The organism is Kitasatospora kazusensis, from assembly GCF_039529945.1.
Classification (GTDB): Bacteria; Actinomycetota; Actinomycetes; order Streptomycetales; family Streptomycetaceae; genus Kitasatospora; species Kitasatospora kazusensis.
The window spans coordinates 47393-69600 of sequence record NZ_BAAANT010000032.1 but is presented as its reverse complement, the minus strand read 5'-3'; the positions used below and the strand labels follow the sequence as shown (position 1 = coordinate 69600).

The following is a 22208-nucleotide window of genomic DNA, read 5'->3' as shown; positions in this document are numbered from 1 at the left end:
CCGATGGGTGCCGGGAGGACTGTTACAGAGTCGGCCGGTGGCCGTTACAGAGCCGGCCGCGCACCGTGAACTGGGCTTCCTAACGTCTGTCTCACCAACTCCCGGCCACCGGGCCGGGGGTGGCGAGCACTCGTAAGGACTCTCCATGTCAGCTATCCAGACGTCACCCGCCAAGGCCGTCCGGCGCACCGTGCGCCTCGCGCTGGTCTCGTTCGGTGTCGCCGGTGTCGTGGCGCTCTCCGGTTCGGCGGCCTTCGCCGACGGGACGCCGTCCGCCGCGCCCTCCAAGGGACCGAGCGTGGCTCCCAGCGAGTCGGGCAGTGCGTCCGGCCCCGTTGTCTCCGGTGCGCCCGCGGCGGCGCCCGCGGCGGGCGGTGTCGCCGGCTCCGGGTCGGCCCAGGTCCGGGTGGTCCCCAAGGGCGGTGCGCAGACGGGCGAGGGCGAGACCGGTCCGTCCACCGGCACCATGGTCGCCGGGTCCGGGCTGGCCGCCGTCGGTGTGGCGGGTCTCGGCTTCGCCTTCGCGCGTCGCCGTGCCGGCGCACGGGGCTAGCCGGAGTCGTCGTGGCCGGCGCCCCCTGTGGGCGCCGGCCGCGTCGGCCGGCGCACTCGCCCTCACCCTCGGTGTGGTCGTCCTCGGCTGCACCCCCGACCCGCCGCCGGTCCGGATCTCCGTCTCGGGCCAGGCCGCACTGCCAACGGGCGGCCCGCAGTCGTCCCTGCCGCCGCACCCGTCCCGGTCCGCCGACCCGCCGGTCGCACCGCCGGTCCGGCTGGTGATCCCCGGGATCGGCGTCGACGCCCCCGTCGAGTCCGGCGGCCTGAACGCCGACGGGACGGTGGAGGTGCCGCCGCTGGACCAGCCGGGGCAGGTCGACTGGTACCGCAACGGCCCGGCCCCGGGCCAGACCGGCCCGGCCGTCCTGCTCGGCCACCTGGACACCCGCAAGGGCCCGGCGGTCTTCGGCCGCCTGCTCAAGCTGAAGCCGGGCGACCGGATCGACATCCGCCGCCAGGACGGCAGCACGGTGTCCTACCGGGTCCGCGAGCTGAGGGAGTTCCCCAAGAGCGGGTTCCCGACCCAACTGGTGTACGGGGAGACCGACACCGCGCAGCTCCGGCTGATCACCTGCGGCGGGACGCTGGGCGGCAACGGGCACTACAGCGACAACATCATCGTCTTCGCGGACCTGCTGCCGGCCGGGTCCGGCTGACCGGCCCACCCGGCCGGTTGCCCGCCGTACCCGGTTGACCCCGGCCGACCGCCCCACCCGGGCATGCCGCAGACTGATCAACCAATCAACTGATCACCGATCACCCGGCCACGGCCCGCAGCCCGGAGAGGCACACACCCACGTGAGGACATGGTTCAGCCGGACCGCCCTGGGGCGGGGCGCCGTCCTGGCGGTGCTCGCGGTCGCGTCGGTCGCCGGCTGCTCCGACGCCGGGCAGCTGCACGACGCCGGCCCGGTCCGCCCGGTCGCCGTCCACCCCAGCCCGGAGCCGCTCTGGGCGGCGGCCGTGACCACCCCCACGCCCACCCCCGAGGCGACGGCGGGCCGGCCGGCGCCGTCCCCCGTGCCGGGGATCACCGTGCCGGGGGACGACCTGCGCGGTGTCGGAGCCCGTACCGTCCTGGCCAAGGACCCGGCCCTGCGGTCGGACGAACGGGCCGCGCTGGACGGCTGCCCGGGCTGCCTGGTCCAGCCCGAGCGGTACCGCGACCTCGGCGGGGACGGCCGGGAGGAGCTGATCACGGCGGTGCTGACCGGCTCCGAGCGTGCCTACCTGCACGTCTACGCCCTGAAGGAGCACGGGATCCTGCCGGTCCTGGACATCCCCGTGCTGCCCGGCTTCACCGCCGACACCGTCGGCCAGAACCTCGTCGTGCACGAGCCCAACGGCCCGAACACCCGCACCGACACCACCTACCAGTGGACCGCCGGGGTACTGGCCGTCGTGGACCGCCGGATCAAGGGCACCGACCCGGCGCCCGGCGCCCCCGACTGCCCGCCCGGCACCTCCGTGACCCCGTCCGCCGCGTCGCCCTCCGCCGTACCGGAGGGGGTCGCCACGACCGACCACCCGGAGCCGCAGGTCTCCGGCGCCCCGGCCGCGCGCACACCAGCCCCCGTGAGGTCGCCCTGATGACCACCACCCCCGCCCCCCGCATCCTGCTGGTCGAGGACGACGAGGTGATCCGCGAGGCCACCCGGATGGCACTCGAACGCTACGGCTTCCCGGTCGACACGGCCGCCGACGGGCTGGAGGGGTTGGAGCACTTCCGCGCCCAGCCGCCGGACATCCTGCTGCTCGACGTGATGCTCCCGCTGCTCGACGGCGTCGGCCTCTGCCGCCGGATCCGGGAGGAGAGCCAGCTCCCGATCCTGATGATGTCGGCGCGCACCGACCCGATCGACGTCATCTCGGGCCTGGAGGCCGGGGCCGACGACTACATCACCAAACCCTTCGAGAGCGCCGTCCTGGTGGCCCGGATCCGGACGGTGCTGCGCCGTACCGGCCTGCCGCCCCGGCCGGCCGCCGCCGGACCGGAGACCGCTGCGGACACCGCCCCGGCCCCGGCCGCCGCTCCCTCCGAGCGGACCGTCCGGGTGATCGACGGCCTGGAGGTGGACACCGGCGCGATGGAGGTCCGGGTCGCGGGGCGGCAGGTGCCGCTCACGCCGACCGAACTGCGGCTGCTGCTGGAGTTCACCGCCGCGCCCGGTGTGGTGCTGGAGCGGCAGACCCTGCTCGAACGTGTCTGGGACTACTCCTGGGGCGCCGACAGCCGGGTGGTGGACGTCCACGTGCAGCGGCTGCGCGCCAAGATCGGGGCCGCCCGGATCGAGACCATCCGGGGCTTCGGCTACAAGCTGCGGCGGTCCGGATGACCCTGCGGCGGCAGATCGCCGCCACCGTCGCCCTGGTCTCCCTGCTGGTGGCGCTCACCGTCGGGGTGCTGGTCCACCGGGCGTCCGTCCGCCAGCACGCCGAGCAGGCCCGGCGCTCGGCGGCGAACGCCCTGGAGTCCGTGCTGACCGGCTACGACCGCACCGGTGACCTGGTCGGCTGGAACGCCGCGCTGGACGACCCGGCGCTGCCCCCGGCGCTGCGCGGGCTGGCCGCGCGCGGACACCAGGGATCGCAGCTCGGCCCCGGCCCGCGCGGTACCGCGATGTGGGCCGCCGCCGGAATCGGCGGGGGCGCGGCGGGCCCGGTCCGAGTGCTCTCCGTCCGGCTGGAGTACAGCGCCGACGAGACGGCGATCGCCGAACTGGACCGCAGCGTGCTGATCTCGGCCGCGCTCTCGGTGGCCGTCACCGTGCTGGCCGGAGTCCTCGCCGCCGACCGGATCAGCCGCCGCCTGCGGATCGCCGCCCGGACGGCCCGCACCATCGCCCAGGGCGACCTGGCGGCGCGGATCGGCTCGCTGGGCCGCCCGCGCGACGAGGTCGCCGAGCTGGCGGCGGCGGTGGACTCGATGTCGGCGGTGCTGAGCAGCAAGCTGGCCGGTGAGCAACGCTTCACCGCCGACGTCGCGCACGAGCTGCGCACACCGCTCACCGGACTGCTCACGGCGGCCGAACTGCTGCCGCCGGGCCGGCCCACCGAGCTGGTCCGGGACCGGGTCCGGGTGCTCTGCAGCCTCACCGAGGACCTGCTGGAGGTCTCCCGGCTGGACGCCCGCGCCGAGCGCCCCGAACTGGCGGCCGTCCCGCTCGGGCCGGTGGTGACCCGGATGGTGGCGGCCACCGGCTCGGCGGCCGAGCTGCTGATCGTCGCCGACGCCGTCGTCACCACGGACGCGCGCCGGCTCGACCGGATCGTCGCCAACCTGGTCGCCAACGCCCACCGGCACGGCCGCGCACCCGTCCAGGTACAGGTGGACGGCCCGACGCTCACCGTCCGCGACCACGGGCCCGGCTACCCGGAGGACATTCTGAGCGAGGGCCCGCAGCGCTTCCGCACCGGCGCCCGCGAGCGCGGGCACGGCCACGGCCTGGGCCTGACCATCGCCCAGGGCCATGCCGAGGCCCTCGGCATCACCCTGCGGCTGCGCAACGACCCGTCCGGCGGCGCGGTCGCCGAACTGCTGCTGCCGACGGGCTGACAGACCCTAGGGCCGGCGGGACTCCCAGGCGTCCCGGACGATCCGCTCCAGGTCCGAGCGTTCGGCCCGCCAGCCCAGTTCGCGGGTGATCCGGGTGGTGTCGGCCACCAGCCTGGGGGCCTCCGGCCGGGCCGGGCGGCGGACCAGCGGCACGGCCCGGCCGGTGACCCGCTCGGCGACCGCGACGATCTCCCGCATGCTCGCCGGGGTGGCGCCGACGTTGTACACCCGGCCCCCGGGCGCGGGCACGGCTGTGAGCGCCAGCGCGTACGCCCGCGCGAGGTCGTCGACGTGGACGAAGTCCCGGACGGTACGGCCGTCCCCGTTCAGCTCCAGGTGCGGGTGGTCCCCGGCGGCCACGGCCAGGGCCTTCGGGATGATCCGGGCCTCGTCCCGGTCGCCCGTACCGCCGACGTTGAAGCAGCGCAGGACGACGGCGCCGACCTCGCCGGAGGCGGCCCGCTGCCGGAGCAGGTGCTCGGCGGCGAGTTTGGACGCGCCGTACGGGTTCCCCGGCGCGGGCGGGGTGTCCTCGGTGATCGGCTGGTGCTCGGGGGAGCCGTAGACCGCCGCCGTCGAGCCGAGCACCACGGTGGGCGGGGTGTCCGCGCCCGGCCGGGCGGCCAAGGCGTCCAGCAGGGCGGTGGTGCCGCCGAGGTTGACGTCCCAGTACTGCTGCTCCCGGGCGCCGGACAGCCGTCCGTTGGTCAGCGCCGCCAGGTGGCAGACCGCTCCGACCCCGTCCAGGGCGGGCCGCAGCGCCCGGGCGTCCCGGACGTCGGCGTGCCAGACCCGGCCGACCGGGAGCTTCGGCGGCTCGGTGCCCGGCGGCCGGTGGGTCAGGGCCCAGACCTCGTGCCCGGCCTCGGCGAGGCAACGGACGACCGCGCCGCCGACGAAGCCGAACGCCCCGGTGACCAGGACCCGCATCTCAGCCGGCCCGGCGGATCGTCACCACGGCGGCGACCCCGTCCACCCGGAGCAGGTCGTCGTAGCCGCTGCTCAGCAGCGCCGCGTCCAGCGGGCCGAGCCGCAGGTCGGCGGCGCCGAGCTCGGCCGTCCCGGCCAGGCAGACCAGCAGCAGCACCGCGCCCTCGGGCACCTCGATCTCGCGCTGGAAGTCCGCGATCTCCACCTCGGCGGTCGCCCGCCCGCGCCGGGTCATCACGTTGAAGTCGACCACCGGGCCGCCGAGCAGCCGGCAGTCGGTCTCCGCGTCGCCGGGGAAGGCGAACGGGCGGTACGGCTGCGCGAGCTCGTGCTCCGTCCCGGCGACGGTCAGGGCCATGCCCGCGCCCTGGACGACCGTGATCACCCGGTCCACGCCGGTGAACCGGGAGAACGGGCCGCCCTGGGCGACGTCGGCCAGGCTGACCCGCCAGTCGAAGTCGGCCAGGCCCGCGCCCGCCGGGAATCCCGCCACCTCGCGGGTGACTCCGCCGCCGTTCAGCCACGGGCTGGCCGGGCGCTCCCCCGCGCGCAGTACCTGAACCGTCATCGCTCGTCCCGTCCACCGTGGTGCGCCGGCTGGTCGCACAGCTCTTGCGATGATCCTCCCACGGCGGCCCTCAGGGCCGTCCGGTGAAGCCGCGCCGGACGGCGACCGCGAGCAGACCGGCCAGCGCGGAGGTCCCGGCGACGGTGCTCAGGGCGACCGGCAGGCTCGCCGCGTCCGCCAGGAACCCGATCACCGGCGGCCCGATCAGCATCCCGGCGTACCCGAGCGTCGACGCCGTCGCCACGCCCTGCGGGCCGCCGACCGCCCCGGCCCGGGCGATGGCCAGCGGGAAGATGTTGGCCAGCCCGAGGCCGACCAGCCCCAGCCCGGCCAGCGCGACCGGGACGGTCGGCGCGAAGGCACCGGTCAGCATCCCGGCGCCCGCCGTGAGCCCGCCGACCAGCATCACCCTGGTCTGCCCGGCCCTGATGGAGAGCCAGGTGCCGGCGAGCCGGCCGGCCGTCATCGCGAACGCGAAGGCGGCGTACCCGGTCGCGGCGAGGCCCGCGCTCGCGTGCACGTCGTCGGTCAGGTGCAGGGTGGCCCAGTCGGCCAGCGCGCCCTCCCCGTACGCGTCGCACAGCGCGGTCAGCCCGAGCAGCACGACCAGCCAGCCGGCGCCGCGCATCCCGGCGCCGCGTACCCCGGCGGCGGGGGGCTCGTGGCGCGCCGGGGTCGGCGTCGGGGCCGGTGCGGCCGCGCCGCGCAGCAGCACCGTGCCCGCCACGGCGGTCACCAGCAGCCCGAGGGCCCCGCTGAGCGCGAGCGCCCAGCCGGCGTCGATCCGCGAGGCGAGCAGCCCGCCGACGGCCGCGCCGAGCAGGCCGCCGAGGCTGTAGCCCGCGTGGAAGCTGGGCATGACCGGGCGCCGGAGTTCGACGACCAGTTCGACGGCGGCGCTGTTCATGGCGACGTTCGCCGCGCCGTAGCCCGCGCCGAAGAGCAGCAGCACGCCGCCGAGCGCGGGCACCGAGTGGGTGTGCGCGGGCAGCGGCACGGCCAGGCTGAGCAGGGTGAGCGCGCCGACGGTGACCGGCCGGGAGCCGTACCGGACGCAGAGCCGGCCGGCCACCGCCATGGTGGCGACGGCGCCGGCCGAGATGCAGAGCAGGGCGAGCCCGAGGGCGCTGTGCGAGGCGGTGACCTGGGCCCGGATGTCGGGGATCCGGACGACCCAGGCGGCGAAGAGGAAACCGTCGACGGCGAAGAAGGCGGTGAGGGCGATCCGGACGGGGCTCCAGGTACGGCCGGACGGGTGATCGGCGGCTTCGGGGAGGGAGCGCGTTTTGTTTAGTAGCGGCACAAAGTCAGAATAGGGGTGTGCCGCACTCACCCACAAGCCCGCAGCCGTCCGCCGAGGCCCGCCGGCCCGCGCCGGACCGGGGCCGTACGCTGCTCGGCCCCGCGCTCGCACTGGTCCACACCGGGCAGGCGCCCACCCGTTCCGCGCTCACCAGTGCGCTCGACGTCACCCGGGCCACCGCCGGAGCGGTCAGTGCCGAACTGGAGGCGCTCGGCCTGATCACAGTGGACTCCAGCCCGGCCGGCGGCGGGCGCGGACGCCCCTCGCACCGGCTGGCCGTCGACCCGTCGGGGCCGGTGGTGATCGCCGCGCAGATCCACGCCGACGGGCTCAGCATCGCCCTCGCCGGGCTCGGCGGACGGCTGGAGGAGCCCGTCCACCTCCCGCTGCCCGCCGCCACCGACCCCGTCCGGATGCTGCGCGCGGTGGCCCTGGCCGGGGCGGAGCTCGCCCGCGCCTCCACCCGGCGCTGCCTGGGCGCGGCCCTGGCGCTGCCCAACCCGGTGACCGAACCGGACGGCGCCGCGCTGGCCGCGCTGCACTTCGCCTGGCCGAGCGGCACGCCGGTGGCCGACCTGTTCGCCGAGCAGCTCCGCAGGGCCGACCTCGGCCCCCGGGCCCGGACGCCGCTGCCGAGCACCGTCGCCAACGACGCCAACCTCGCCGCGCTGGCCGAGCACCGGCACGGCGCGGGACGCGGCGCCCGGCACCTGCTGCTGGTCACCTCGGGCCACCGGGGAGTCGGTGGCGCGCTGGTGATCGACGGCCGGCTGCACACCGGCAGCGCCGGACTGGCCATGGAGGTCGGCCACCTGACGGTCGATCCGCAGGGCCGCCCGTGCCCCTGCGGCAACCGGGGCTGCCTCAACTCCGAGACCGACCCGGAGGCGCTGTTCGCCGCAGCCGGCCGCCGGCCCGACCCGGACCGCCCGCTGCTCGACCAGGCCCGCGAACTCGCCCGCGCGGCCGCCGCCGACCCGCAGGCCCGAGCCGCCGTCGACCACGTGACCGACCGGCTCGGGCTCGGCCTCGCCGGGCTGGTCAACATCCTCAACCCCGACCGGATCGTGCTCAGCGGCCTGCACCGCGACCTGCTCGCCGCCGCCCCCGAGCGGCTGGCGGCGGTGGTCGCGGACCGCTGCCTCTGGGGCCGCAGCGGCCGGGTCCCGATCGTCGCCGCCGAGCTCGCCCACGCGGGCCTGGTCGGCGCGGCCGAACTGGCCTGGGAGCCCTGCCTGCACGACCCGCAGGCGGTGGCGGCCGATAGGGTGGGATGAACCCGGCCGACAGGCCGGCCGGGCGGGGCCACCCGGGGGCGCCGTCCCCCGGAGCCGCGCGCGCCGGGCCTGCCGGCGGACGCCCGGGCCGTGCAGAGAGGCAGCAGTGATGGTGTATCAGCTGGACCACGTGGTCGTCTGGGTCGCCGACCCGGTGCGGTCGCTCGCCTTCTACCAGGAGGTAATGGGCCTGGAGCCCGTCCGGGCGGTGGAGTACGCGGCCGGCGAGGCGCCGTTCGTCAGTGTCCGGCTCGGTCCGGGGACGATCCTGGACCTCATGGCCGTGGCCTCCGCCCCGAAGGTCGACGCGCTGACCGGGGTCGAGGGCGGCGCGGGCAACCGGCTCAACCACATCTGCCTGGCGATGACCGAGACCGAGTTCGAGGCGCTGCACCAGCGGCTCCACGCCGGTGGGCACGGCACGACCTCCCCGTACCTGACGAACCTCTACGGCGCCCGTGGCAACGCGCCGCGCTCCTTCTACTTCACCGACCCCGACGGCAACGTCTTCGAGGCCCGCTACTACGACCCGGCCTGAGCCGGTCCGATCCGGCCTGAGCCGAGCGCGCCCGAGCCGGCCGAGCCGGGCGGCTCAGGGGTGTGCGGGAGTGCCGCCGATGATGCGCGAGTAGTCGTACGGGTTCTGCGCGGTCTCGCTGCAGGTGTCGCGCGGGGCGCCCCCGGCCGGGCAGGGCCGGTCCCGGCCGAGGGACCAGAACGAGAGCATCCGCAGGCCGTTCCCCGCCGCGAAGGCGGCCAGCTGGGTGGCGTCGTCCTGGGAGAAGGTCTCGTCGGCGTCGTCGTTGACCCCGATCATCGGGGTGTTGCCCTGCATCGCCCACAGTTGTGCGGCGGTGCGCTCCGGCCAGAGCGCCGCGAGCTGGGCGTGCAGGCCGTTCGCGGCAGCGACGGCGGCGTCGCCCATGTCGAGGCGCTCGCCGTAGTCCATCGTCATGATGTTGACCAGGTCGACGTCGAGGCGGTGGCGCCGGGCGTCCGTCAGCAGGTCGAGCGCGTTCGGGGACAGGCCCCAGGGGTTGACCGGCAGGGTGTAGTCCACGGCGAGGCTGCGCCCGGCGGCCGCGTAGTCCCGTTGCAGCTCCGCCAGGGCCTGGTTGCGGCGGTCGTCGGCCGGCTGGTCGTCCAGGGTGGCGCCCTCGATGTCCAGGTCGATCCGGGTCAGGCCGAGGGTGTCCACCACCCGCCGGTAGGCGGCCTTGAGCGAGTCCGCCGTGTCGCAGGCGAGGGCGAGTTCCCGTCCGCCGCTCCCGCCGAAGGAGACGATCACGTCGCCGCCGGCGGCCCGCAGCTCGCGGACGGCGGCGAGCCAGTCCGCGTCGTCGACCGGGATCGTGCCGTCGAACGCGCCGTCGCAGCCGCCGTCACTCACCACGAAGGCCAGGGTGAAGTACCGCAGGCCGGTGGCCTGCCGGGTCCGTGCGAGCACGTCGGGGGAGGCCCAGGTCTCCAGGTACGGCGCGGTGAAGCGGGCGGGGAAGCCGGCCGGCGCGGCGGCCCGGGGCCGGCCCCGGGGAGCGGGCCGTGCGCTGTGCACGCCGGAGGTGCTGTGGGCGCTTGGCGCCCGGCCGGGGACGGTGGGTGAGTGGGCCGGGGTGCCGAGCAGCAGGGACGTGGTCAGGCTCAGCGGTGCGAGCAGGGCGCCCGCGCGCAGGGGACCGGGCACGAGGCGTACTCCCGGCCGGCTGGTCGGCGGCCTCAACGGACCGTGCAGGCTCTTCGCATCCCGTCACGGTAACCGGGGCAAATCCCGCATATCGGGCGGCACGGGCAAGGCCCACCCGTCCGGCGCAGCCCCGCGTGGTCCTCCTGAGGCGGTGACGGACCGTCAAGGTCGGCTCGCGCGGCGCTCCCTGTCGGCGAGTGAGGAATGGTACGGGTGGGACTGGTGTTGCGACCAGGCATGACATCTTATTCCGGCGCCACCGCCACGAGTACTCCCGAGATCCTGCGCTACGTGGCCTTCTCCGCCGACCCCGCCGGCGGCAACCCCGCCGGGGTGGTGCCGGACGCCACGGGCCTGGACGACGCGGAGCAGCTCGCCATCGCCGCCGAACTCGGCTACTCGGAGACGGCCTTCCTGACGGCGGACCAGCAGGAGCGCAGCTACGCCGTCCGCTACTTCAGCCCGCTGGCCGAGGTGCCGTTCTGCGGACACGCCACGGTGGCCGCCGCCGTGGCGCTGGCCGAGCGGATCGGTCCGGGCCGGGTGCTGTTCCGGACCAAGGCGGGCGAGGTGCCGGTCGAGGTCACGGCCGGACCCGACGGCGCCCTGGAGGCGACGCTGACCAGCGTCGAGCCGCACGTCGTCGACGTCACCGAGGCCGAGATCGCCGAGGCGCTGGCCGCGCTCGGCTGGGACCCGCAGGAGCTGGACCCGGCCCTGCCGCCCCGGATCGGCTACGCCGGTGCCCGGCACCTGGTGATCGCCGCCGCGACCCGTGAGCGGCTCGCCGACCTCGCCTACGACTTCGAGCGGCTGGCCCGCTTCATGACCGGGCTCGACCTGGTCACCCTGCAGCTGGTCTGGCGGGAGTCCGCCGACACCTTCCACGTCCGCAACCCCTTCCCGGTCGGCGGCGTGGTCGAGGACCCGGCCACGGGCGCGGCGGCGGCCGCCTTCGGCGCGTACCTGCGCGAGCAGGGCGCGGTCACGGCGCCGGCCGTGCTGACGCTGCACCAGGGCGCCGACCTCGGCCGCCCGGGGCTGCTGCGGGTGGAGCTCAGGACGGACGACCTGCGGGTGCGGGTCAGCGGCACCGGCGTCCGGATCCCGGAGCAGGGCCGGTAGGTTCCCTGGTGGCGGACGCCTCCACCGGCGGTGGGCGCCGGGTGGTCGTACAATTCGTTCGCCCCGGGAGTACCGGAACCGTGGCGCGACAACCCTGAGCTTGAGCAGTGAGGTACCAGAGACCGTGCAGATCATCGGAGCAATCGAGCGCAGGCAGCGCCTCCTGGAGGCCATCCGCGCGGCGGGCGGCCAGTGGGACTGGCAGCGGGCCCGGGAGACGTACGACGTCCGTCCGGAGCCGCGCGTCCCGCGCCGGGACCTTCAGGAGCTCTGCCGGGGCGGCTACCTCACCCGGGTCGAGACCGGGCTGTACGAGCTGCCCGGCTGGAGCGCGAGCCAGGCCGGCGCCGCCGAGTAGCGGCGCGGTCGGCGGCAGTACAGGGGCGCGGGGCCCGTCGGTTCGTCCGGCGGGGCCCGCGCCCCTGGCGCGTGCCGGGGCCGTCCGCTCCCCGGGCGGAGCTGGGCGCAGCCGCACCCTTCGCCGCATGAATGTCCCTGGGTCGCCCGGCTGATCCTCTAAGCGGAACCTATGGTTACCGTAACAGTCACTTATCGTCATTGATTGTTACACTCGGTAGGAGTCGGGGATCACCCGGCGGAACCGAGGAGATGCGTGATGGCTGCCGTGACCGCTGACGTGGACCGTACCGATGCCACCTACCGGGCCTGGCTCAAGGAGGCCGTCCGCAAGGTGCAGGCCGACGCCAACCGCTCGGCCGACACCCACCTGCTGCGCTTCCCGCTCCCGGAGGGGTGGGGGGTCGACCTCTACCTCAAGGACGAGTCCACCCACCCGACGGGCAGCCTGAAGCACCGGCTCGCCCGCTCGCTCTTCCTCTACGGTCTCTGCAACGGGTGGATCCGCCCGGGCAAGCCGGTGATCGAGGCCTCCAGTGGCTCGACCGCCGTCTCCGAGGCGTACTTCGCCAAGCTGATCGGTGTGCCGTTCATCGCGGTGATGGCCAAGAGCACCAGCCCCGCCAAGATCGACCTGATCGAGTTCCAGGGCGGCAGCTGTCACCTTGTCGACAATCCCGGTGAGGTGTACGAGGTGTCCGCCCGGCTGGCCGAGGAGACCGGCGGCCACTACATGGACCAGTTCACCTACGCCGAGCGGGCCACCGACTGGCGCGGCAACAACAACATCGCCGAGTCGATCTTCGCCCAGCTGAGGCTGGAACCGCACCCCGAGCCCGCCTGGATCGTCGCGACGGCCGGTACCGGCGGCACCTCCGCCACCATCGCCCGCTACGTGCACTACCTCCAGCACGACACCCGGATCTGCGTCGCCGACCCGGAGAACTCCTGCTTCTTCGAGGGCTGGACCGGCCACGACCCGGCGGCGGTCTGCGAGCAGGGCTCGCGGATCGAGGGCATCGGCCGCCCCCGGATGGAGCCCAGCTTCGTGCCCGGCGCCATCGACCGGATGATGCGGGTGCCCGACGCGGCCTCGATCGCCGGCATGCGGGTGCTGGAGAACGTGCTCGGCAAGAAGGCGGGCGCCTCCACCGGCACCGGTCTGTGGAGCGCGCTGCGGATCGTCGCGGAGATGCGGGCGGCGGGGGAGCGCGGCAGCGTCGTCACCCTGATCTGCGACCCGGGCGACCGCTACCTCGACAAGTACTACTCCGACGCCTGGCTGGCCGAGCAGGACATCGACATCGCGCCGTACCGGACCATGCTGGAACGTTTCCTCGACGGCGCCGCCGACCGGCTCGACTGAGAGCTAAACCCCTGGCCGACGGTCCGATCGGTGTGATAGTCAACCTGTCATGAACCAAGATCTTCTGACCGACCGTCTCGTCCTGCACCCCTTCACCGTCGCGGAGGCCCGGCAGGTCGAGGCCGCCGAGCGCGGTCCCGAGCACAACTGGGCTCCCGACTACCCGGCCGAGGGCGAGCGGACGGGCGCCCGGATGTTCGCCAACGCCGCCGAGGCCTACGGCGACCCGCACCCCTTCGGCGGCTACGAGATACGCCGGGCCTCGGACGGCCTGGCCATCGGCGGCATCGGCTTCCACGGCGGTCCGGACGAGGACGGCGCCGTCGAGATCGGCTACGGCCTGGCCGAGTCCGCCCGGCGTCAGGGCTATGCCGTCGAGGCCGTCCGCCGCATGATCGAACTCGCCCGCGAGCAGGGCGTGGCCAAGTTCCTCGGCAACACCGACCTGGACAACATCCCGTCCCAGCGCGTGATGCTCTCGGCGGGTCTGAGCTTCGTCCGCGAGGACGAGCAGCTCAAGTACTACGAGCTCCCGCTCGGCTAGCAGACCCGCGCGCTCCTCCAGGGGCGCGCGCCCCTGGAGCAGCCCGCAGGCTCCCCCGGAGGGCGGCTCATCCCGCGAGGATCAGCTCACGGACGTGCTCGCGGGCGGCCTCGGCCGCCTCCGCGGGCAGCGCCGCGTCGGTCACCCAGGTGTCCACGTCGGCCAGTTCGGCGAAGGTGGACAGGCCGACGATGCCCCACTTGGTGTGGTCGGCGACGGTGACCACACGGCGGGCCGAGGCCACGAAGTTCCGGTTGGTCTCCGCCTCCGCGAGGTTGGGGGTGGAGAGGCCGGCCTCGGGGGAGAGGCCGTGGGCGCCGAGGAAGAGCAGGTCGAAGTGGAGCGAGCGGATCGCCCGGTCCGCGACCGGCCCGACCAGGGAGTCGGAGGGCGTCCGCACCCCGCCGGTCAGCACCACCGTCGCGCCGGGCGCACCGCTCTGGCGCTGCGCCCGTTCGAAGACGTCGGCGACCCGGACGGAGTTGGTGACCACCGTCAACTGCTCGATCTCGGTGAGGTGCTGGGCGAGGGCGAAGGTGGTGGTGCCGCCGGAGAGCGCGATCGCGCTGCCGGCGGTGACCAGCCGGGCGGCGGCCCGGGCGATCTCCTCCTTGGCGGAGAGCTCCAGCGCGGACTTGGCCTCGAAGCCGGGCTCGTGGGTGCGGGCCTCCTCGACCACCACCGCGCCGCCGTGCACCTTCTCGATCACACCCGCCTTGGCCAGCGCGTCCAGGTCCCGGCGGATCGTCATGTCGGAGACGTTCAGCCGCCGGGTCAGCTCGTTGACCCGCACCCCGCCGCGCCGCCGTACCTCGTCCAGGATCAGCGCGCGGCGCTGTTCGGCGAGCAGATTGCTGTTGTCGGCCATCCGGTCGACCCTCCCGATCCGGTCCTGCTGCATCCGGTACCACTTCCACGCGTGTGGGACGGGTGCCGCCTGTGGGGCTACTGCGCCATCCTCGCAGACTCCCGCGCCGGAAGATCCGCCGGGACGAGCAACTGGAGCTCCTCGGTGGACGGGTCGTCGAGCTGGGCGACCCGCATCGCGTGCCGTTCGACCATGGTCTCGAAGACCTGACGGGCCGTCCGCCCGTTGCCGAAGCCGGGCCCGCGCTCCATCGTGGAGAAGTGCTCCAGCAGCGCGCCGGGCGTGCCCTCGCCCAGCTCGTACTCGTGCTCGGCGCACTGGGAGCGGGCGATCTGGAGCAGCTCGGCGGCGGTGTAGTCGGGGAAGGTGATGGTGCGGGAGAACCGCGAGGAGACCCCGGGGTTGGCGGAGAGGAAGCGCTCCATCTCCAACGTGTAGCCGGCCACGATCACCACCACCTCGTCGCGGTGGTCCTCCATCAGCTTGACCAGGGTGTCGATCGCCTCGCGCCCGAAGTCCCGGGCGCCGTCCTCGGGCGCCAGCGCGTACGCCTCGTCGATGAAGAGCACGCCGCCCCGGGCCTTGTCGAAGGCGGCCTGGGTACGGATCGCGGTCGAGCCGATGTGCTCGCCGACCAGGTCGACCCGGGCGACCTCGACCAGGTGGCCCTGCTGGAGCACGCCGAGCGAGGCCAGGATCTCGCCGTAGAGGCGGGCGACGGTGGTCTTGCCGGTGCCGGGGGAGCCGGTGAAGACCAGGTGGCGGCGGAGCGAGGGGGCCTTCAGCCCGGCCTGGCGGCGCCGGCGGCCGACCGAGATCAGGTCGATCAGCGTCCGGACCTCCTGCTTCACGGTGGCCAGCCCGATCAGCGCGTCCAGTTCGGCGAGCGCCTCGTCGGCGGGGCGGCAGTCGGGGATCGGCGCGATCCGGGCGGTCGCGGCGGCTGCGGCGGTGGTCAGCGCGGTGGTCTGCTGCGCGGTACGCGGCGCCGGGACCTCGGCCACCGGCGGGGCGACGTCGTCCGAGGTGCAGCCCTCGGTGACCGGGCCCGGCTCGGAGAACTCGAAGCCCGCGCGGCCGTTCTGCTCGGCCCGGCAGCGGGTCAGCGCGGTGCGGCAGCCGTCGATGATGTGGAAGCCGAAGCCCTTGCCGTGCGAGACCCGGCAGTCCTCGAAGCTGCCCTTGCCCTGGGCCGAGACGTACACGGCGGCGTCGGTGCTGCCGCGCACGGTGCACTCGCGCAGCTCGGGGTCGGCGCCCTTGGTGACGATCACTCCGGTGGCGACCTCGGAGATCTCACACCCCGTCAGCCGCCCGCCGCTGCCGTGGTCGCGGAACCAGAGCCCGGTGCCGGCCTCCTGGATCCGGCAGTCCGCCAGCGAGACGGTGGCGCCACCGCTGACCGAGACCGCCGAGCTGCGGATCCGGCTGAACGAGCAGTCCTTCGCGGTGGCCCGGGACTCCCGGTCCAGCACGAACAGGGCGTCCGGGAGGTCGTGCAGCGAGCAGTCGGTGAGGGTGAGCTGAGCACCGTCGCTGACCCAGACGGCGGGGTAGTCGCCGGTGCTGGAGTGGATCTCGCTGCCGCTGGCCTCCGCCTGGGTGCCCTGGTCCCAGACCGAGAGCGCGCCCCGGCCGAAGTCACGGACGGTGGTCTGCTCCAGCGTCAGCCGGGAGCGCCCGCGCAGGTCGGCGGCGTTCTCCGGGAGGGTGTGCACCCGGCAGCCGGTCAGGGTCAGCTCGGCCTCGGTGTCCAGGGTGAGCCCGTTCCCGGTGACCCGGTGGATCTCGCAGTCGGCGAGCCGGCCCCTGGACTGCGACTCGGCCTGCACCCCGCTGCCCCGGATCTCGTAGATCTCGCAGCCGGCCAGCTCGGCGGTGCTGCCCGGGTCGGCGAGCAGCACCCCGGCGCCGCTCGCGTGGTGCAGCCGGCAGCGCTCCAGCCGGGCGCTGGCGCCGCCGAGCACCGCGAGCCCGGCCTGCCCGGCGTCCAGCACCTCGCAGTCCTCGACCAGTGCGGTGGCCTGCGAGCGCACCCGGATGCCGAGGCCCGAGGGGTTGCTGACGGTGCATCCGCGCAGGGTCGCGTCCGCCCGGTCGGCGATCTCCACACCGACGGCGGACCGGGTCTCCACCCGGCAGCCGGTCAGCTCGACCGCGGCCTCCGGTCCGCTCACCAGCACCGCCGGGAGGGAGCTCTCCGAGCCCTCGATCACCAGGTCGCGGACGATCGCCGCCGCCGTGACGGTGATCGGGACCCCGGACGGCGGGTCGATCCGCACGGTGCCGGGGCCCTCGGCGGGCAGGACCGTGACCCGCTTGTCGATCAGCAGGTTCTCCCGGAACGTCCCGGGCCGGACGGTCACGGTGTCACCGGGCTCGGCGGCGGCGAGGGCCTCGCGGAGCGTCTCGTACTCCCCGGCGCGCCGGCGCCACCGTGAGGCGCTGTCCTGCGTGACCCGGACCCGGTACTCACCCATGGCGATCCGTCACCCCACCTTCGTCGAGTTCGTCGAGACCCTGCGCGTAGCCCGCTCGCGCCGACGTGCCCACCGTAGCGCGCGCCGCGCCGTCGTCCCGGTCGCTCACGTACTACAACGAGCGAGCAGGCTTTCGGTTCCGGCTCGCCGGTACCGATTCGGCTTTCCCGGCGGGCCGGCTCGCCGTCAGTTCTGTCAGCTCTGTCAGCTCCGCCGGTCCGGCAGCCGGTCAGGCTGTCAGCCGCCGAGCCGCCGGCCTCGCCGGTCCGTCAGTCCCGCTGATCCGGCACCGGCAGCGGGCCCTGCTCCAGGACGGTCACCTCGTCACCGATCCGGACCGTGCCGAGCAGGTCGCCGGCCGGGCGCTCCGGGTGCGCCGGGCGCTCGGGGATCAGGTGCTGGCCGAAGACGAGCCGCTTGCCGAAGCGGCGGTGCCGTCCGAGCGCCCGCAGCGGCTCGGGGCCCCGGCGCTCGCCGGTCTCCTGGTCGGTGGTGGTGACCACGCAGCGGCCGCAGGGCTTGGCCACCCGGAAGGTGACCTCGCCGACCCGGATCCGCCGCCAGCCCTCCTCGGCCCAGGCCTCGGTGCCGGTGACCACCAGGTTCGGACGGAAGCGCTCCATCGGCAGCGCGGCGGCCTTGCGCTCGTCGTCCGGGTGGTCCTCGGCGATCAGGGTGTTCAGTGCGGTCAGCGAGGCGGTGGTGGCGAGCAGCAGGGGGTAGCCGTCGGCCATGCTGACGGTGTCGCCCGGGCCCGCGAACTCGGGGTCGACGGCCCGGCTCAGCGGATCGTCCAGGTGCAGCAGCCGCAGCGGGCCGAACCGCTCGCCGAAGCGCTCGCTGAACCAGTCCGCGGCCTCCTTGTCCGCCACGGCGGCGGTGAAGGTCGAGGCGAAGACGCTCGCGTCGACGACCTCCGCGCCGGCCCGGGCGGACGGTGCGACGACCTCCAGCCGGGAGCCGTCGGGGGCGGTGACCGTCAGCGAGCCGTCCGGCGAGGGCATCACGCGGAGCCGGCCGAGGGCGGGCTCGTCGCGCTGGGTGACGACCCGGCCGGTCTCGTCGGCCAGCATCCACCGGCGGTCGCCGGTCAGGCCCCAGGGTTCGACCTGGGCGCTCTCGGGACTGAGCCGGTAGGCGGACTTGAGCGGGTAGACGTGGAGGCCGGTCAACTGAGGCATGGGCCCATCCTGCCAGTCGGTCCGTCACCCGTGCGTGTGAGGGCCCGACTGTGCGGAACGGACGGGAGCCCTTGTGCGCGAGGGCCGTCCGGACCGCCACTGCTGTGCAGCGGTGGTCCGGACGGCCCTCGGGACGACCTGCGCCCTCGGTGCACCCGGCCCCCTCCTTCACCGGGTGCCCGATGTGCGGGCGGTGGTGCGGCAGGACTCAGTAGGCGTTCCCCTGGAAGCCGGCCTGCGGGTACTGCGCCTGCTCGCCGTACTGCGCGGGGCGGGCCTGCGGGACGGGGCGGACGGGTGCGACCGGCGCGGCCGGGCGGAGCTGGTTGCCGCCGAAGCTCTGGTCGCCGAAGCTCTGCTGCGGCTGACCGCCGTACGCCTGGCCGTTGCCGCCCTGGCCGGCGAAGCCCTGCTGGCCGAAGCCCTGCTGGGCACCGGCGGGCTGGCTGCCGAAGCCCTGGCCGCCGAAGGTCTGCCCACCGAAGCCCTGGCCGCCGAAGCCCTGCGGCGCGGTGGCGAAGGTGTTCTGGCCGCCGAAGCTCTGGCCGTTCTGGCCGCCGTTCTGGAAGCCGCCGGCCTGCTGCTGGAACGCCGGGGCCGGGGTGGGCGGCCGCTGCGCGTACTGCTGGGGGCTGCCGTACCCGGGCATCGGCGGCTGCGGCGGCACGGCGTAGGTGCCGGGCTGCGCCGGGATGTACGTGGTGGGGGCGCCACTGCTCGGGCCGGGGCCGAGCGCGAGGCGGGCGGGGGGCAGCGCGGGCAGGTTGCTCGCGGGGCTGTCGAAGCCCTGCGAGCCGTAGCCCTGGCTGTGAGTGGTGCCGAAGCCCGCCTGGTAACCGGCGGACAGGGCTGGGGGCAGCGCCGCCGGCACGTTGATGGGGGCGATCTGGGGGACACCGCGCTCTGCGACCAGGCTGTCGTAGATGGGCGTGCCGGACGAGAAGGACGGAGAGGGGTAGCCGACTCCGTCGTAGGAGCGGGGCGAGGTCATGGGGCATACCGTAAGCCCACAATGCGCCTGCTGAGGAGAGTGGGAGGCCCAGGAGTTCGAGTGTTTACAGAGTCTTCGCTCGAACATAACTCTCGAATATGTGAAGATCGGACATTTCGGCGTTAAATTCAGGCCAAGGATCCGTCGGTCGGCGGGTCGACAACCGTCCGATGAACAGTCGAACAGTGGACGAATAGGTCGATTCGAGCGCCCTGTGGCGCCCCACTGTCCGGTCGAGGGCGCGCGGGCGGCAGCGGCAAGCCCCCCGGACGCCCGTGCGACGGTCCGGAGGGCCTGCCGGACGGGCGGGCCGGTCAGCGGTTCTGCAGCGCCTGGACCTGCAGCTGCGCCGGGAAGCCGGGACGGCCCGCCAGCCCGCAGGTGCAGAACGAGCAGCGGACGGCGGCGGCCGGGATGGTGCTCAGGCACTCCGGGCAGTCGGTCTTGGCGACCGGCGTGTCCTTGACGGGCTCGAAGCGCGCCTGCAGCTTGCCGACCGGCAGCACCACCACGAAGTAGATCACCGCGCTGACCAGCAGGAAGCTGATCAGGGCGTTCAGGAAGGCGCCGTACGGGAAGGTGGTGCCCGCGATGCTGAACGCCTTCTTGGTGAAGTCGCCGATGGTGCCGGTGGCGACGCCGATCAACGGCGTGAGGAAGGCCGTGACGAACCCGGTGACGACGGCGGTGAAGGCGGCGCCGATGACGATACCGACGGCGAGGTCCACCACGTTTCCACGCAGCAGGAAGCTGCGGAATCCCTTGAACACCGGGTGACTCCAATGCGGGTGCGGAGGCCGGCGGACCGGCCTGTCGAAGGGGCCAGCAGGCCCGGCGGGCCATCCTTCCGACTCAACGGCCGTGTGGTCCAACCGAGTTCACCCGAACTGCCTAACGCCCGGCGGAACCGGGCCGCTCGGCCCGCCCGCCGCAACGGCCCTTTGCGTACGGCCGGAACCGGTCGCAGGGTGGCGGCCTACCGCCGCAGCGCGCGCTCGTAGAAGTCCACGATCTGCCCGGACACCTGGTGCAGCGTGAAGCGGGTCAGGAACCTGGCCCGGGCCGACCTGACCCGCACCGACGCCGCCTCCCGGTCGGTGAGGGTGTCCAGCAGCGCGGCGGCCAGCTCCGCCGGGCGCTCCGGCGGGACCAGCCGGGCGTAGTCCTCCGAGCCGACCGTCTCCCGCAGGGCCGCCACGTCCGAGCAGACCAGCGGGACGCCGACGCCCATCGCCTCCAGCGCGGTGCTCCCCAGGCCCTCCCAGCGCGACGGCACGGCGACCGCGTCCGCCGCCGCCATCAGGTCGAACACGTCCGCGCGCGGACCCAGGAAGCGCACCCGGCCCGCCGACTCGGCGAGCGCCCGCAGCCGGGCGGTCTCCGCGCCGGGGCCGCCCGCGAGCAGCAGCACCGCCTCCGGCGCGTCCCGCAGCACCAGCGGCCAGGCCTCCAGCAGGACGTCCAGACCCTTCTGGTAGTCCTGCCGCGCCGCCGCCAGCACCACCGGCGTCCCCTCCGCCAGCCCCAGCGCCGCCCGCACCGCCGCCCGGCGCTCGGGCGTCACCGTACCGAGCAGCTCCGGGTCGCGGCCGTGCGGCACCACGTCGATCCGGTCCCGCGCGATCCGCAGCCGCCGGGCCATCACCTGCGCGACGTACCCGCTCAGCGCGTGGAACCGCCGGGTGCCCTGCGCCGTCGCGGCGTCCGCCGCCTGCGCGGCCCGCACCTGCCACGGCCGCCCGCCCCGGGCGTGCAGGTGCTCGGGGCCGTACCAGGGGTTGACCAGGCTCGACACCACCGGCGTACCGGTCGCCAGCGCCGCCGCGCGCCCGAGCACGTCCGACTCGTACAGCGTGGTGTGCACCAGCTCGGGCCCGCGCTGCCGCACCAGCCGGCGCAGCGCGAGGGCGGTCCGCGCCCGGTTCGGACGGTGCACGCCGAAGACGCTCGCCCCGGCGGCCGTCAGCTCGGTCTGGAAGCCGTCGGATGAATCGGCGAGGTACGCCACGTCCAGTCGCACACCCGCCCGCACCAGCTGCGGGGCCATCGAGACCAGGCCCTGCTGGGCGCCGCCGACCCTGCCCAGGCTGTCGATCACATAGAGCACGCGCACAGCAGTGACCCCCCGGCCGACGACCCGCGTTCCGCGGCGTCCGACGGCTCTCCCGACCCCCGTACGCCCTGACTGGGGATCAGCATCCCAGGTCGCGAGGGCCGCCCGCCAGGGAATAGCCCAGGCCGGGCCCGCCCGGCCCGGACCGCTTCCCCGAACCGCCTGCGCGCCCGTGCGGCCTGTGTCAGGGTCGGGACATGTCCGACGCCGCGTCAGCTCCACCCCGCGTGCTCCACCTGGTCACCGATCCCGGGCGGTCCGGTGCCCAGAACCTCGCCCGTGACCTGCACGCCGAGCTGCTCCGCCGGGGCCAGCCGTCCGACCTGCGCGCCCTCCGCCCCGACCCGGCGGGCTCCCCGGCCGACGGCATCCCGGTGCTCGGGCCGTCCGCCTGCCACCCCGTCACCCTGCGCGCCCTGCGGGCCGCCGCCCGCGAGGCCGACGTGGTCGTCGCGCACGGCTCCACCACCCTGCAGGCGTGCGCGCTCGGGCTCCTCGGCAGCGGGACGCCTTTCGTGTACGTGACCAGCGGTGACCCCCGGTACTGCCCGGGCGGGCGGGCCCGCAGGCTCTGGCTGGCCGCCTTCGCGCACTGCGCCGCCGCCGTCTCGGCGATCTCCGACGGCGCCCGGCAGGCGCTGATCCAGAGCTGCCGGCTGCCCGCCGCCCGGGTCCGGACCATCCCCAACGGCCGGGCCACCGAACGGTTCCGGCCCGCCGGGAGCGCCGAGGAGCGCCGCTGTGCGCGGGAGCTGCTGGGGCTGCCGCCGCGGGGGCCGCTGGTCGCCTGGATCGGCTCGGACGCGGCCGAGAAGCGGTTCGACCTCGCCCTCGACGTGCTGGAGCGCCTCCCCGACGTGCACCTGGCGGTGGCGGGCGACTGCCCGCTGCCGGACCGCCGCGCCGACCGCACCGGCCGGGCCCACTTCCTCGGGCGGCTCGCCGACTCCGCGCCGCTCTACCGCGCCGCCGACGCCCTGCTGCTCACCAGCGACAGCGAGGGCGTACCCGGCGCGCTGATCGAGGGCACCCTCGCCGGGCTGCCCGCCGTCGCCACCGACGTGGGGTGGGTCCGCGACCTCGTCCTGGACGGCGTGACCGGGGCACTCGTCCCGCCCGGGGACGCCCCGGCGCTCGCCGAGGCCCTCGGCAAGGTGCTGGCCGGCAGCGCCGAACTCGGCGCGGCCGCCCGGGAGCGCGCCCTCGCCCGGTTCGACCTGGCCGTGGTCACCGACGCCTGGCAGTTGCTGCTCCAGCAGGTGGCCGGACGCTGACCCGGCCACAACCCCCTTGCCGGGCAGACCGGT

At 74.9% G+C, this 22208-nt stretch carries 22 protein-coding genes; 12 read left to right on the top strand and 10 right to left on the bottom strand.

What is annotated here, in order from left to right:
• The first annotated feature begins 145 nt into the window (after nt 1-145).
• From ABD330_RS23590 to ABD330_RS23570, 5 genes are all read left to right on the top strand, one after another.
• Nucleotides 146-553, top strand: a complete 408-nt coding sequence (locus ABD330_RS23590) for a hypothetical protein (RefSeq protein ID WP_344467957.1) — start codon at nt 146-148, stop codon at nt 551-553.
• Nucleotides 554-626: 73 nt separating this feature from the next.
• Nucleotides 627-1214 (top strand): class F sortase, encoded by a 588-nt coding sequence (locus tag ABD330_RS23585; RefSeq protein ID WP_344467956.1) that lies wholly within the window; start codon nt 627-629, stop codon nt 1212-1214.
• 142 nt (nt 1215-1356) lie between these two features.
• Entirely contained in the window at nt 1357-2148 is a 792-nt protein-coding gene (locus ABD330_RS23580) for a hypothetical protein (RefSeq protein ID WP_344467955.1), read from the top strand.
• Entirely contained in the window at nt 2148-2894 is a 747-nt protein-coding gene (gene cseB / locus ABD330_RS23575) for a two-component system response regulator CseB (protein ID WP_344467954.1), read from the top strand. The genes ABD330_RS23580 and cseB overlap by 1 nt, the downstream gene beginning before the upstream one ends.
• Nucleotides 2891-4114 (top strand): sensor histidine kinase, encoded by a 1224-nt coding sequence (locus ABD330_RS23570; RefSeq protein ID WP_344467953.1) that lies wholly within the window; start codon nt 2891-2893, stop codon nt 4112-4114. Before cseB ends, ABD330_RS23570 begins: the two co-directional genes overlap by 4 nt.
• A 6-nt stretch (nt 4115-4120) precedes the next feature.
• Here the strand turns inward: ABD330_RS23570 and ABD330_RS23565 are convergent, their stop codons facing one another.
• From ABD330_RS23565 to ABD330_RS23555, 3 genes are all read right to left on the bottom strand, one after another.
• Nucleotides 4121-5044 carry an NAD-dependent epimerase/dehydratase family protein gene (locus tag ABD330_RS23565; RefSeq protein ID WP_344467952.1) on the bottom strand — a complete coding sequence of 308 codons (924 nt, stop codon included), beginning with the start codon at nt 5042-5044 and terminating at the stop codon, nt 4121-4123.
• Between the two features lies 1 nt (nt 5045).
• Entirely contained in the window at nt 5046-5612 is a 567-nt protein-coding gene (locus ABD330_RS23560) for a HutD/Ves family protein (protein ID WP_344467951.1), read from the bottom strand.
• Nucleotides 5613-5682: 70 nt separating this feature from the next.
• Nucleotides 5683-6915, bottom strand: coding sequence for an MFS transporter (locus ABD330_RS23555; RefSeq protein WP_344467950.1), 1233 nt, complete (start codon nt 6913-6915; stop codon nt 5683-5685).
• A gap of 17 nt (nt 6916-6932) precedes the next feature.
• Between ABD330_RS23555 and ABD330_RS23550 the strand changes: the two genes are divergently transcribed.
• Both ABD330_RS23550 and ABD330_RS23545 read left to right on the top strand, forming a co-directional pair.
• Complete coding sequence (locus ABD330_RS23550) at nt 6933-8192, top strand: ROK family protein (protein ID WP_344467949.1); 1260 nt, start codon at nt 6933-6935, stop codon at nt 8190-8192.
• 109 nt (nt 8193-8301) lie between these two features.
• The gene (locus ABD330_RS23545; RefSeq protein WP_344467948.1) at nt 8302-8730 is read left to right on the top strand and encodes a VOC family protein; all 429 of its coding nucleotides are present in this window, start codon (nt 8302-8304) and stop codon (nt 8728-8730) included.
• 54 nt (nt 8731-8784) lie between these two features.
• Here ABD330_RS23545 and ABD330_RS23540 read toward each other — a convergent pair whose 3' ends face one another.
• A complete protein-coding gene (locus ABD330_RS23540) occupies nt 8785-9876 on the bottom strand; it encodes a chitinase (protein ID WP_344467947.1) in 1092 nt (363 codons plus the stop codon).
• Nucleotides 9877-10113: 237 nt separating this feature from the next.
• Here ABD330_RS23540 and ABD330_RS23535 point away from each other — a divergent pair, with 237 nt between their 5' ends.
• From ABD330_RS23535 to ABD330_RS23520, 4 genes are all read left to right on the top strand, one after another.
• Complete coding sequence (locus ABD330_RS23535; RefSeq protein WP_344467946.1) at nt 10114-11001, top strand: PhzF family phenazine biosynthesis protein; 888 nt, start codon at nt 10114-10116, stop codon at nt 10999-11001.
• A 100-nt stretch (nt 11002-11101) separates the two neighbouring features.
• Entirely contained in the window at nt 11102-11359 is a 258-nt protein-coding gene (locus ABD330_RS23530) for a hypothetical protein (protein WP_344467945.1), read from the top strand.
• 258 nt (nt 11360-11617) lie between these two features.
• Entirely contained in the window at nt 11618-12724 is a 1107-nt protein-coding gene (locus ABD330_RS23525) for a PLP-dependent cysteine synthase family protein (RefSeq protein ID WP_344467944.1), read from the top strand.
• A gap of 49 nt (nt 12725-12773) precedes the next feature.
• Entirely contained in the window at nt 12774-13268 is a 495-nt protein-coding gene (locus ABD330_RS23520) for a GNAT family N-acetyltransferase (RefSeq protein ID WP_344467943.1), read from the top strand.
• A gap of 67 nt (nt 13269-13335) precedes the next feature.
• On the opposite strand, the gene ABD330_RS23515 is transcribed toward ABD330_RS23520, so the two are convergent.
• From ABD330_RS23515 to ABD330_RS23490, 6 genes are all read right to left on the bottom strand, one after another.
• Nucleotides 13336-14136 carry a DeoR/GlpR family DNA-binding transcription regulator gene (locus tag ABD330_RS23515; protein WP_344467974.1) on the bottom strand — a complete coding sequence of 267 codons (801 nt, stop codon included), beginning with the start codon at nt 14134-14136 and terminating at the stop codon, nt 13336-13338.
• A 77-nt stretch (nt 14137-14213) separates the two neighbouring features.
• Nucleotides 14214-16616 (bottom strand): right-handed parallel beta-helix repeat-containing protein, encoded by a 2403-nt coding sequence (locus tag ABD330_RS23510; protein ID WP_344467942.1) that lies wholly within the window; start codon nt 16614-16616, stop codon nt 14214-14216.
• A gap of 269 nt (nt 16617-16885) precedes the next feature.
• Entirely contained in the window at nt 16886-17797 is a 912-nt protein-coding gene (locus ABD330_RS23505) for an MOSC domain-containing protein (RefSeq protein ID WP_344467941.1), read from the bottom strand.
• A gap of 208 nt (nt 17798-18005) precedes the next feature.
• Complete coding sequence (locus ABD330_RS32525) at nt 18006-18788, bottom strand: DUF6643 family protein (protein ID WP_425555620.1); 783 nt, start codon at nt 18786-18788, stop codon at nt 18006-18008.
• 314 nt (nt 18789-19102) lie between these two features.
• Nucleotides 19103-19558 carry a large conductance mechanosensitive channel protein MscL gene (gene mscL, locus ABD330_RS23495; RefSeq protein WP_344467940.1) on the bottom strand — a complete coding sequence of 152 codons (456 nt, stop codon included), beginning with the start codon at nt 19556-19558 and terminating at the stop codon, nt 19103-19105.
• Between the two features lie 206 nt (nt 19559-19764).
• A complete protein-coding gene (locus ABD330_RS23490; RefSeq protein ID WP_344467939.1) occupies nt 19765-20895 on the bottom strand; it encodes a glycosyltransferase family 4 protein in 1131 nt (376 codons plus the stop codon).
• A 203-nt stretch (nt 20896-21098) separates the two neighbouring features.
• Here ABD330_RS23490 and ABD330_RS23485 point away from each other — a divergent pair, with 203 nt between their 5' ends.
• Nucleotides 21099-22175, top strand: coding sequence for a glycosyltransferase family 4 protein (locus tag ABD330_RS23485; protein WP_344467938.1), 1077 nt, complete (start codon nt 21099-21101; stop codon nt 22173-22175).
• The last annotated feature ends 33 nt before the right edge of the window (nt 22176-22208 follow it).